We start from the raw sequence: 12,385 nt of genomic DNA on the forward strand, positions 1-12,385 counted from the left end.
AGGTAGATGGCTTTTGTTTTGATTGTTGGTAGTCTGATAATTTGCTCATTTTTTGCGCTTTATCAAGGCAAGCAGAAGTTATTTCCGTCTCTTGCCAAGATAAACAGGCAAAACACAATGGTATTTAGTGGAATTAAGCTAATGTAGAAACATATATAGCTTGAGAATAAAAATGGCTTTACATTAAAAGACAATGTAACGAAGCCTATAATTTGGTATCTCTTTTAATATATAGATATAAAGAGATTTTAGTGCCAAACTATTGCCAATTTCATACAAAAAAGCCGTAATAGCTTGACAAACAAGAAACATGCACGAGACGATTATGTTTCATGTCACATGCCTTTCAGATGCGCTGCTAACATTCTTACGGCTTTCGCGCGATGGCTTATTCGATTTTTGACCTCTTCGCCAAGCTCTGCGAAACTCTTGTCATAGCCCTCTGGTATGAACAACGGGTCGTAGCCGAAGCCCTCTGTGCCGTGTTTTTCGGTGTCTATTCGGCCACGCACCTCGCCCTCGAATTGATATTCCCTGCTACATAGAGCGTTGTCTCCCTCCATCGTTATAAGCGATATAACCGTTCGGAAGCGAGCCTTGCGATTGGCTTTACCATCAAGCTCACGCAGCAATTTGGCTATGTTGGCCTCGCTGTCGTGGTCTGTTCCATCGGCATAGCGTGCCGAACGCACTCCTGGCGCTCCCCCGAGAGCCTCCACCTCAAGTCCCGTGTCATCGGCGAAACAATCAAGATGATAATGGTCAAAAACATACTCGGCCTTGAGATGCGCGTTTTCCTCAAGGGTGTTTCCCGTTTCTGGAATGTCCACGTGACAACCAATGTCAGCCAATGACACTATGTCAAATTCATGGCCGAGTATTTCTCTTATTTCTTGCAATTTATGCTCGTTATTCGTGGCGAATACTATTTTCATATCTATTTTAACGCTTAAAGTTTAGAGATGGTGGCGATGGACAAGTGGCATAAGTCCATCATTCCAATGGAGGAGCTGTTTTTTGCCCTTGCCTTTTCTTTGGAATTTTCACCTTTATATTTTCAAACCCCTCGCCGTAAACGCCAATGACAGAGCTTTGGCTCACAAAGGCGTTGGGGTCGGTTGTTTTAATTAGCCTGAATATCAATTGGCTCTCGTTCTTTCGGGCCAGCAAGCATATCACTTTGATTTCTTGACCGGTGTACCATCCGTGTCCATCGAGTATGGTCAGACCATGATCGGTCTCCTTGGATAATATCGTGGCGATCTCCTCGTGCTTTCTCGAATATATCATGAACTGAACCGATTGCCGTTGCCTGCTGTGCACGAAGTCGAGCATGGAACATTCTATAAAGATAGTGCAAAAGCCGAAAACCACCTTGTGAGCCCTTTGTGCCATATCGCCAAACTGTGGAAAAAAGAAGCAGCTGCTTACTATAAACACGTCTATTAGGATAAGTACTTGCCCTAATGAGAGGTCTTTGTATTTATTCACCACGGCCGCTATGATGTCCGATCCACCTGTGCTGCCATTGTTCAGAAACACGATAGCGAGCGAGCTTCCCGTCAAACAGCACCCGATAACCATAGACATGAAGTCCTGTCCTTCGCCTAACATCTTGATGAATGAGCCGTCAGGGTTCACTGGCATAAGCTCTTGCGCATATTTAAGCATGAAGTAAAGCGCGAAGATGGCGTATATCGTTTTCATCATGAACCTTACCCCAAGCACTATCAATGCCATGATTAGGAGTGACAGGTTGATAATTATATACGTGTATTCTATCTTAAATCCTGTCGCGTAGAATATGATGGCCGACATGCCAGTAACGCCACCCGTTACTATTTCATAGGGCATCAAAAAGATGGTAAACGCGCTGGTGTAAAGCAACAAGCCAAGAGTGATGAACACATAGTCTTTTACTTCACCGATGATAAATTGTTGTCGACTGTTCATTTGAGTACGAAATTTATTATTTTTTTAGGGACAATGATGGTCTTCACAATGTTTTTTCCCGCTATATATTTTTGTGTTCGCTCATCTTTCATCACTTGTTCCTGTATAGATTCCTTACTGTCATCCACGCCAAATACCATTTGAAAGCGAGCCTTGCCGTTGAAGCTTATGGTCATTTGCATCTCATTTTCCACCATGAAGGCCTCGTTCCATTTCGGCCATTCTGCGTCACAAACGCTGTCCTTTTGGCCCAGTCGCTCCCACAATTCCTCGGCTATGTACGGTGTGAAAGGCGCGATGATGGTCACGAGCAGCTCCAGCAGTTCCTTGCTGTGGCACTTTTGCTGTCCCAGCTCGTTCACGCAGATCATAAAGGCGGATATGCTCGTGTTGTACGAGAAAGTCTCTATGTCGGCCGTCACCTTCTTGATGAGCTTGTGCACGCTTTTCAAGCTGTCCTTGGATGGTGCCGAATTGTCCACTAAGCACTCACCCGTGCGGTTATCGAAAAACAAGTTCCAGAACTTGCGTAAGAATCTGAAACAGCCATCTATACCGTTTGTATCCCACGGTTTGCTGGCCTCCACGGGTCCCAAGAACATCTCGTACAGGCGCAGGGTGTCGGCACCATAGTCGCGGATAATGTCGTCAGGGTTCACCACGTTGTACATGGATTTCGACATTTTCTCCACCGCCCAGCCGCACACATAGTTGCCATCCTCGCAAATAAACTCCGCGTTTTGGTATTCAGGTCGCCATTGTTTGAACGCTTCCATGTCGAGCATGTCGTTCTTCACGAGGTTTACCCACACGTGTATGGGTGTCACCTCTTTGTATTCTCCGCGCAGGTTGTAGCTCACGAAGACAGGTTTGTCCGCGGCGCTAAGCTCTTCCACGCGATACACAAAATTGCTTCGGCCCTGTATCATGCCTTGGTTCACCAATTTGTGGTAAGGCTCTTCCTCGAAGCTCACGCCCAAATCAAACAAGAATTTGTTCCAAAACCTGCTGTATATCAAGTGTCCGGTGGCGTGCTCGGTACCTCCCACGTACAAGTCAACCTGTCGCCAATATTGTGCGGCGGCTTTCCCTACCAACGCCTTGTCGTTCCGCGGGTCCATGTATCTCAGGTAGTATGCGCTCGAACCGGCAAATCCCGGCATGGTGTAGAGGTCTATCGGGAACACCGTACGCTCGTCAATCTCACTATTAAGCGTCACTTGTTTCCTCTTCGTGTCCCACGCCCATCGCTCGGCTCTGCCCAATGGCGGCTCGCCCATCTCGGTGGGTTTGTACTCCTTTATCTCCGGCAACTCGATGGGCAGGCACTCCTCAGGTATCATCTTGGGCATCCCATGGTCATAGTACACGGGGAAAGGCTCTCCCCAATAACGCTGCCGGGAGAATATGGCGTCGCGTATGCGATAGTTCACTTTCACCCTGCCTATACCCTTGTCGCTCACGAATTGCTTGGTCTTGGCTATCGCCTCGCTCACCGTCAAACCGTTTAGCGAGAATCCGTCCATGCCCCGTTTGCCCTTCATGGGCGAGTTTGTCACGATGCCTTCCTTGGCGTCAAAGCTTTCCTCCGACACGTCGGCGCCCTCTATAAGTGGTATGATGGGCAGTCCGAAGTGCTTGGCAAAAGCGTAGTCGCGACTGTCATGGGCTGGCACTGCCATGATAGCGCCCGTGCCATATCCAGCCAACACATACTCAGACACGTAGATTGGTATTGCCTCTCCGGTAAGCGGGTTGATGGCGTTGGCGCCCGTGGGCACGCCAGTCACCTTGTGGTCAGACATCCTGTCCACCTCGGTGCGCTTCTTCACGTATTCCAAATATCTCTCCACCTCGGCTCGCTGGCTGTCCGTGGTCACTTGTCTCACATAGTCAGACTCTGGCGCGAGCACCATGAACGTCACGCCAAACATGGTGTCGGCGCGTGTGGTGAAAATCGTGATGGTATCAGTTTCTTGCGCCGTGCCGTCCTCGTTCTTTTGGATTTTGAATTTCACCTCTGCGCCCTCGCTGCGTCCTATCCAGTTTTTTTGTGTCTCGGTGATAGAGTCGCTCCACTCCACGGTGTTCAGACCATCGAGCAGTCGCTGCGCGTAGGCCGATACCCTGAGGCACCATTGGCTCATCTTCTTCTGCACCACCGGAAATCCTCCGCGTTCAGACACGCCGTCCACAACCTCATCGTTGGCCAGCACGGTGCCCAGTCCGGCGCACCAGTTCACCGTCATCTCACCCCTGTAGGCTATGCGATAGTTCATCAGCGTCTCGGCTTGCCGTGTCTCGTCCATGGCGTTCCATTCCTCTGCGCTAAAAGCGATGGTGTCGTCGGTCTGCGCGGCGTGTATGCCGTTTGTCCCATCCGTTTCAAAATGCTTCACGAGAACGTCTATAGGCATGGCCTTCCGCAACTCCGTGTCGTAGTAAGAGTTGAACATCTTTTGGAACGCCCATTGCGTCCAGTGGTAGTATTTGGGGTCACAAGTGCGTATCTCCCTGTCCCAATCGAACGAGAACCCCATCTTGTCCAACTGCTGGCGATAGCGATTTATGTTTTGTTCCGTGGTGACAGCCGGGTGCTGCCCCGTCTGTATGGCGTATTGCTCGGCCGGCAATCCGTAGGCGTCGTACCCCATTGGGTTGAGCACGTTGTAGCCTTGTTGCCGCTTGAAACGCGCGTAAATATCGCTGGCGATATATCCCAGCGGGTGTCCCACGTGCAATCCTGCCCCCGATGGGTAGGGAAACATGTTCAGAACATAGTATTTAGGACGGGATTTGTCTTCGTTCACATGATATGTTTTGCGTTGCGCCCATCTTTGTTGCCATTTCTCTTCTATTTCCTTAAAATTATAGTCCATTTGTCGTTTTCTTGGTTTGGGTTTATGCTTTCGTCGGTGTTAGCCAAAGATTAACACAAGTTTTATCTTTCACCATAAAATAAAATATATGCAAAGTTAATGCAAATAACATGATTTTCAAAGGAAAATCACAAAAATAAATCTATCGCGCGTCGATAAAACAACCATGTTTTTCAAGCGTGAGCGCATGTTTTTCAATAAAAATATAGGGGCCGTGCGACTGTGAGACTACATCTCGGGTATACTGTGACACCATGGTCACGTCAAGAATGGCAAGTTTGATATTCCTCCTTTTCTGTTAAAGACGATAAAACACACACACTTTCCGTATGATTTTTCATAAATGTTATTATACTGTTTGGCTATATATTAGCTTTCGTATATTAATTTTTTTCAATTCAGCGTTGCCTTTAAACTGTTCCTCCAGCATGTTCACCCATGAACCAAACAAGTCTGTTTCGTTGTACTCAAAGTCCCAATAATCAGAGATGTCTTGTAAAAGATCTTTATCAGGATTGTCCAATAAAGATTTTATTTCATCAACTCGCCTTAAAAGATTGCCAACAATTTGGGGCAGGGGAGGGTTGAAAACAACGCCTTTGTATTCTTTGATTTTCCCGCCAGCGGAATAAAAGTCTCGCATGTTTGAGCATAGCAACGAGTAATGTGAGCACAGCCATATCGCCACGTATTTATATTTAAGATTTGGATTTGCGCTGTACATGGATTTAAATAAGATAAAAGATCGATTGATCAAATTTCTTTTTATATCACTATCAATATCTGTAATAAACTTAAGGTTGGGTTCTACGGTTTCTCCCATCCACCAAGGCATTTGTATTTTATGCGATTTTTTGCCCTCCGCGATAAAAAACTGCCTAACTTGTTTTATCTTCTCTTTTTCTGGTAGCGATTTGGATAGATCGTATTCAGTGTGCGTTCGCGTCAATTAAACGGTCTGTGTCATGTGTCCCTTCTGTCTGAAATGCTATGTAATTGGAATCCATGTTCATGTTTTATCCAAAATAAACAGGCCACAACTCTTGTATTCGCATAGCGATGTTGTAAGCCAATACAGGTGGCACGGCGTTTCCAATAATTTTATATGCTCCCGAGGAACTTAACAAAAAGCCTTGGGAGCCTTGTCGCTTTATCACAAAACGATAATCCGGAGGAAACGTCTGGATGAGCGCGCACTCCCTTGGAGTGAGCCTCCTCTCTATCATTCCGTTGGCCAACTCCACTGCGTGCTTTCCGCCATGCTCGGCCGACAGTCGCCTGAACTCGATGTTTCCGTGGTGCTCCGAGCGAATGGTTGGTCCCAATCCATCAAGTTTTATCTCAATTTGGCCTTGACTGCCGTTGGACAAGTATTTCGCTTTCGAATATACTTGTTGCGCTGGGTCCACGCTGTACGCTGGCTCCTCAATATCTTTCAACACGTCAAACGTCGCGACTGGAGCCAACAGGTCCTTGCCCTTGGCCGTGTAAGAATGGGTAGGAGTAGGGTATGGGTTAAGAGCGTCTGGAATGTCGTCGGAAGTCAGTGCCGCCAAGGCTTCGGGCCTGAGGGCGTCCCGGCGAATGCCAATGAAGATGACGCGCTCTCTCGATTCGGGCACTCCATAGTTGGCTGCGTGCAGCACTTGTGGGTTTAGCACGATGTACCCATTGCCGTCAGCTGTTGAGAAATCACGCTGGATGATATCCTTGACATTGCCAAGGTTGGCCAATCCCTTGACATTCTCGGCTATGAACATCTTGGGCCTAACTATGTCGACGACTTGTTTCATCCAGTAATACAGCTTTCCTCGGCTTTCCTCGGATGGCTTTCCGTCACCGCGAGCTTTCCCCCAGTCGTCTTTTTGCGAGTCGAAGCCTTTACGTTTGCCAGCCACGCTAAAGTCTTGGCATGGGAAGCCTCCGGTTACAATATCTATGTTGTCGGGGAAAATGCCAGCCCCAGCCTTGTGCATTTTGACAAGCTCCACGATGCTTTCTAAATGGTAAACATCTGCGTTGTGCCCGAAACGACTCATATAATGAGTCCATGCCGTGGCCGCCTCTGGTAGTATGTCGTTGGCAAAGACTGTGGTGAAGCGAGTCTTTTTTAGCAGACCCCAATCTTGGTTTATGCTTTGCTGAAACCCAAACTTTGGGGATATGGATTTCTTGTGCGCTATGAAGTTTCCCTCAAACCCAAGGTCCATGCCTCCACAGCCTGAGAATAGCGACAAAACCCTGATTTGGTTTCTATCCTTGGGTATAGGGCGTTTGAACACAATGGGAATTTGTGATTCGCGTACTAAATCCGATTCGGAACATAGAAGGCTGTGTCTGTTTTCTTTCAATGCTGGCGGTTTTATGGTGAGTGTTAAGACAAAGATACCACTTTTTGGTTGTTATCCGAAAGGTTTCTTGTTTTTTTTATACTTTTGTCGGTACGAAAACATCCTCGAAAAGAAAGTGAAAGAAAATGTAAGGAGTAGAATTATGGCCTCTGTACACAGTTCGGGAACGAAGCCCGAGATGATCGTGAGAAGGTTCTTGTTCTCGCGAGGGTACAGGTATCGACTGAACAGCCCTCGTCTGCCGGGACGTCCTGATTTGGTACTTCGAAAGTATCGGACCTGCATTTTTGTAAATGGTTGTTTTTGGCATGGGCATGATTGCAAGGAGTTCAGGATGCCCAAGACCAACACAGACTTTTGGATTAGGAAGATTACAAGAAACAAGCAACGTGACAAAGAGGTGCAAAAGAAACTCGCCCAAATGGGCTGGCATTGCGTCACGGTGTGGGAATGTGAGCTGAAGGGCGAGTCGCGCGAGGCCACCTTGCGCTCCTTGGCCTTCACGCTTAACCATATATTCTTGCAGGACCGCGCGACGCGTTATCCTACCTTGGAAGAAGATGGGCAAGTGGGTATGGCGGCCGAGCCAGCTCCAGATGGGTCTGTGACTAATGGAACGATGCGCGGGTGATATAATGTTGATACGTGTCGTCAAGGTTTCCCAATCCGTGAATATTGCCAGGCTGTATATAAAAAATCACAGAAAAAGGTACGTTCGATAGGCGTGTTCTACAGCGATTAAGAGGAAAGATTTAATGTTTTCTTTGTCGTCACGAGTGGCTCGCCGCGGCTTCGTGACGCCATTGGTGTCTATTCGTCTTGCGTGTGAGCGTTAAAGGCATTGCCTTTAGGTCTCAATCGGTTCGCGTTTAGAGCCTGATCGATAGGCGATTGAGTGCTTAAGACAAATCGAGGAGTGCCTTGTTTTCAGAAAATTTCTTAACAAAGATTGCAACATGTTGCGTGATAGCGTGTTGCGAAAATCGCTTGTTTTTTGCCTATTTGCGCACAGGGAGCCTCACGCTCGCGAATAGGCGAGTTGTGAGCGGTGTTTTGTTAGATTTTTTCAACGTTTTTACAAGTGATAAAAATGGGTGTAAGCGTCAACGATGCCAGGTTAATGATGTACCCAGCGTAAGCGAATGACGCTCAGGAGGTTTTGCGACCATCCGAAATACGATCACCTTGGGTTATGGCGCCGTGCATGATCGTGGCGGCCATGTTGTACGCCATGCGTGGCGACGCTTCCACGGCACTCCGTGTGGCCGCCGTTTATGGGATGGCGTGGGGTGTGACGCCATTTTACCGCAGGTCCCGTTGGTAACCGCGAGCGTGGAGGAGCAACCCACGATGGAGCCAATGGAGGCGGCGGGGTATGGTGGCGTCCACAAGCGTAATTAAACATTGTTAACTATGATGCGGCAAGATAAAGCATGGCGTTGTGGTATATTTTCATTATATTTGCGAGACGTAAAGGCGATTGACACGCTGCGCGAAAGGTCGGCAATCTCGATTTTACTTATTCATCTTATTATTTGTCATGCTTACATTCACTACCGAGAATATATTTCTCCTTGGCTCGTTGCTTGTATTGGTTAGCATCATTATCAGCAAAACCGGGTATCGTTTTGGCATTCCAACGTTGCTGCTGTTTTTGTTCACGGGCATGCTTTTTGGAAGCGATGGCATGGGCATGCAGTTTGACAGTCCGAAAGACGCGCAGTTCATAGGCATGATAGCGCTGAGCGTCATTTTGTTTTCGGGTGGCATGGACACCAAGTTCAAGGATATCAAGCCCATCTTGTCTCCCGGCATAGTCCTTGCCACGTTGGGCGTGGTGTTGACAGCCGCGCTTGCTGGCTTGTTTATTTTCGCGCTCTTCGCTTGGTTTGGCATGGACACTCGGTTGTCGCTGATGGTCTCGCTTTTGCTGGCCGCCACGATGTCCTCCACTGATTCGGCCTCGGTTTTCAGCCTGTTGAGGACGCAAGAGATAGGCCTTAAACATAAGATACGCCCCATTTTGGAGCTTGAGAGTGGCAGCAACGACCCCATGGCCTACATGCTTACCATAGCGTTGATGAACGTGGTGCTCTCCGGAGTAGACTTCAGCGCGCGAACGTTGCTGTTCGAACTGGGCGAGCAGTTTCTTTTGGGAGGCGCCTTGGGCTATGGCGCCGGCAGGTTTGCCGTGCTTCTCGTTAATCGCATCAACCTGCCCAACGCCGCGCTCTATCCGGTGTTGCTGCTGAGCATGGTGTTTATCACTTTCACGCTGACAGACACGCTGCATGGCAATGGTTATTTGGCCGTGTACGTAGCCGGCTTGGTGGTGGGCAACAGCAGGCTCTCTTATCGGCAAGAGATGGAGACGTTTCTCAACGGTTTGACATGGCTTTTGCAGATAGTGCTATTTCTCACGCTCGGCCTGTTGGTCAACCCGGTGGAGCTGGTGGGGGTGGCACCGTTGGCATTGGCTATAAGCGTGTTCATGATTTTGGTGGCGCGGCCGGTGAGCGTGTTTGTCTGTTTGTTGCCCTTTCGCAAAATACCCACGCGCGGCAAGGTTTTCATTTCTTGGGTGGGACTTCGCGGAGCGGTACCCATCATTTTTGCCACGTACCCCATGATCAATGGGGTGAGTGGCGCCAACCTGCTGTTTAATATCGTGTTTTTCATTACCTTGGTGTCGTTAATCGTGCAGGGAAGCACCATCGGCGTGATGGCCAGGAAGCTGCGTTTGGACATGCCGATTGAGAAAACGGGCAACGAGTTTGGCGTGGAGATACCCGAGGAGCTTGGCCCGAGGCTCCATGAGATAACCCTTCGGGAGGACATGATTGTCAACGGCAACCTGCTCTCGCAGATGGATATAGCCGAGGGCACGCTCGTGATGATGGTGAAAAGAGGCAAAAGTATCATCGTGCCCAATGGCCAGTTGCCCATGGAAGTGGGAGACATATTGCTCTGCCTGACCAACAACGCGGCGCAAAAAACGCGCGGAGAAGCTGGCGTCACGACCCGAGTGAACAACCCTAAACAAACTTAAAAATTCTCCTACAAATCAATATTTTGCATAATTAAGAAACAAAATAGATGATAAATTGAATAATTCTAAGTAAATTTGCAGCTAAATTCAAAATTAAACGTGCAATGATTAAGAAGTTATTGTCATGTGTACTTATGGCATCGGCCGTGGCCTCTCTCTCTTCGTGTCTTAAGGATAACGATGATGAGGTGAGATATTACGATGACACGGCTGTGACTTCATTCGCTATCACTACGGTCAACAAATACACGCACACCATGGCGAAAGATGGTGTCACGGACTCAGTGTACAAATCGAGCTATGACGCCAAGCGTCACTCATTCTATATCGACCAAGTGCGGAAGTTGGTTTACAACCCCGACTCGCTGCCATGTGGAGTGGACGCGTCCAAGGCCATTTGCGCCATCGCCACCAAGAACGGTGGGGCCGTGGTGCTGATGATGGCATCCAAGACAGGCAAGGACAGCATAGTGTATTACAATCCAAAAGACTCTTTGGACCTGACGCGGGTTCATAAGTTGCGGGTGTACAACACCAACGCCAGCGCGTACAGGGAGTATGCGCTCAAGGTGAACGTGCATCGCCAAACCGGCGAGGAGCTGACGTGGAGCCACTCTGGCGCGGAGAGCCTTGCGGGCGTGGGCGGTCGCCGGTTGGTGACGCGCCGTGGCGATGTCTTCTTGTTTGGAGTGAAAGATGGAAAGACCAGAGTTTGGAAGGGTGTGAACGGCAATTTTCAGCAGCTTGACGCCACGTTCTCAGGGTCGGCCTATAAGAACGCCGTGGCCATGGGAGACTATCTGTATCTGCTCGACGGGGGCAAGCTGACAAGGTCTGCCGATGGGACAAGCTGGCACGAGGTGTGCGAGGGAACGCGACTGGAACGGCTGGTTGGAGCGAGCGAAAAAAAAATGTACGCTTTGACGGCAGACGGCATTGTGGTTTCTGAGAACGAAGGCTCAACGTGGAAAGTGGCTACGTTGGACGACTCTCCTGACAACTTGCCGACGGAGAACGTCAACTTTATAGTGATAGCGTCTAATATAAACCGCCAAGCTTATAACCTGTTTGTCATAGGAACGCGCGACGGCAAGACCAAAATATGGCGAAAGGTGGAGGAAAACGCCAAAAACTCACAAGAGCAGCCGTGGGCTTACTACCCCCCAGACGACTATAATAAGCTGGAGCTGCCCGCGATTGCCAACCTGCAAGTGATAGGATACGATGGCGGGCTGCTGGCTTTGGGAGGCCATTTCGACAAGTTCTATTTCAGTGAGGACGAGGGCTTGACATGGCTTGGCAAGAAAGTGTACGACCTGCCCAAGACGTTCGGAAAGTCCGCGCGGCCGTTCAGTATGGCTCGCGACGATAAAAATATCATATACATCACCAAGGACGGCGAGCCGACCGTATGGAATGGACGGCTCGCCCGGTTGGGATGGGAGCGAAACCAAACGGAGTTCACGAAATGATGAGAACGCTCCCGCTGGTCTTTATGATGGCGATGGGCTTTGCCGCTCCGCTGAGAGCGCAGGACGATCCGGAATATCGCATGGAGATTGGGGCGGGAGTTGGCGTGGCTGGATACCTTGGAGACTTCAACGGTAGCCTTGTTAAAAACCTCCAACCATGTGCCACCGCGTTGGGACGGTATGTCATAGACCCATACATGGCGCTCAAACTGAACGTGGCATGCGGCAAGATGAAAGGCTCGTCGGCCAACGCGGGAACATACTATCCAGATTTTGCCAACGCGCCTTACACGTTTGCCAACACGCTGTATGAAATGTGTTTGACCTATGAGTACAATTTTTGGCCCTATGGCACTGGACGCGATTATAGAGGCGCCAAGCGGATAACGCCGTTTGTCTTCGCGGGCATCGGCACTACGTACGTAGATCAAGCTGGCAAGAGCGAGATGGCCATGAACGTGCCATTGGGGTTCGGCGTGAAATACAAGGTGGCGCGCCGGCTGAACGTGGGGGTGGAGTGGGGTGTCCATTTTGCCCAAACCGACAGGATAGACGGTGTGAAAGATCCTTACCATGTGGTGAGTGGAGGACTGTTCAAGAACACTGATTGCTACCACGCGCTGACGATTACCGTGAGCTATAGTTTCATGCCAAAGTGTACAACATGCAATAAGGAATAGA

The 12,385-nt window shown here is 49.1% G+C and carries 9 protein-coding genes; 4 read left to right on the forward strand and 5 right to left on the reverse strand.

Features of this window, described 5'->3' with window-relative positions; genetic code table 11:
- Window positions 1–335 precede the first annotated feature (335 nt).
- The 5 genes from HMPREF1640_RS05525 to HMPREF1640_RS05545 all read right to left on the reverse strand — a co-directional run bounded on the left by HMPREF1640_RS05525 (window position 336) and on the right by HMPREF1640_RS05545 (window position 7,117).
- On the reverse strand, window positions 336–935 hold the full coding sequence (locus HMPREF1640_RS05525; RefSeq protein WP_036893073.1) for a non-canonical purine NTP diphosphatase: 600 nt from the start codon (window positions 933–935) through the stop codon (window positions 336–338).
- 58 nt (window positions 936–993) lie between these two features.
- A complete protein-coding gene (locus HMPREF1640_RS05530; RefSeq protein WP_036893074.1) occupies window positions 994–1,953 on the reverse strand; it encodes a YitT family protein in 960 nt (319 codons plus the stop codon).
- Window positions 1,950–4,832, reverse strand: coding sequence for a leucine--tRNA ligase (gene leuS, locus HMPREF1640_RS05535; protein ID WP_036893075.1), 2,883 nt, complete (start codon window positions 4,830–4,832; stop codon window positions 1,950–1,952). Before leuS ends, HMPREF1640_RS05530 begins: the two co-directional genes overlap by 4 nt.
- 349 nt (window positions 4,833–5,181) lie before the next feature.
- Window positions 5,182–5,655, reverse strand: coding sequence for a hypothetical protein (locus tag HMPREF1640_RS05540; protein WP_156098723.1), 474 nt, complete (start codon window positions 5,653–5,655; stop codon window positions 5,182–5,184).
- 193 nt (window positions 5,656–5,848) lie between these two features.
- A complete protein-coding gene (locus HMPREF1640_RS05545) occupies window positions 5,849–7,117 on the reverse strand; it encodes a DNA cytosine methyltransferase (protein WP_255327712.1) in 1,269 nt (422 codons plus the stop codon).
- Between the two features lie 181 nt (window positions 7,118–7,298).
- Between HMPREF1640_RS05545 and HMPREF1640_RS05550 the strand changes: the two genes are divergently transcribed.
- The 4 genes from HMPREF1640_RS05550 to HMPREF1640_RS05565 all read left to right on the forward strand — a co-directional run bounded on the left by HMPREF1640_RS05550 (window position 7,299) and on the right by HMPREF1640_RS05565 (window position 12,384).
- Complete coding sequence (locus tag HMPREF1640_RS05550) at window positions 7,299–7,814, forward strand: very short patch repair endonuclease (protein WP_255327711.1); 516 nt, start codon at window positions 7,299–7,301, stop codon at window positions 7,812–7,814.
- A gap of 909 nt (window positions 7,815–8,723) precedes the next feature.
- The gene (locus HMPREF1640_RS05555; RefSeq protein ID WP_052051717.1) at window positions 8,724–10,232 is read left to right on the forward strand and encodes a potassium/proton antiporter; all 1,509 of its coding nucleotides are present in this window, start codon (window positions 8,724–8,726) and stop codon (window positions 10,230–10,232) included.
- Between the two features lie 104 nt (window positions 10,233–10,336).
- Window positions 10,337–11,704, forward strand: coding sequence for a DUF6242 domain-containing protein (locus HMPREF1640_RS05560; RefSeq protein ID WP_036893077.1), 1,368 nt, complete (start codon window positions 10,337–10,339; stop codon window positions 11,702–11,704).
- Window positions 11,701–12,384 carry a DUF6089 family protein gene (locus HMPREF1640_RS05565; protein ID WP_036893078.1) on the forward strand — a complete coding sequence of 228 codons (684 nt, stop codon included), beginning with the start codon at window positions 11,701–11,703 and terminating at the stop codon, window positions 12,382–12,384. The genes HMPREF1640_RS05560 and HMPREF1640_RS05565 overlap by 4 nt, the downstream gene beginning before the upstream one ends.
- Window position 12,385 lies beyond the last annotated feature (1 nt).

This window comes from Prevotella sp. S7-1-8, assembly GCF_000758925.1.
In the GTDB taxonomy this organism is placed as follows: Bacteria; Bacteroidota; Bacteroidia; order Bacteroidales; family Bacteroidaceae; genus Prevotella.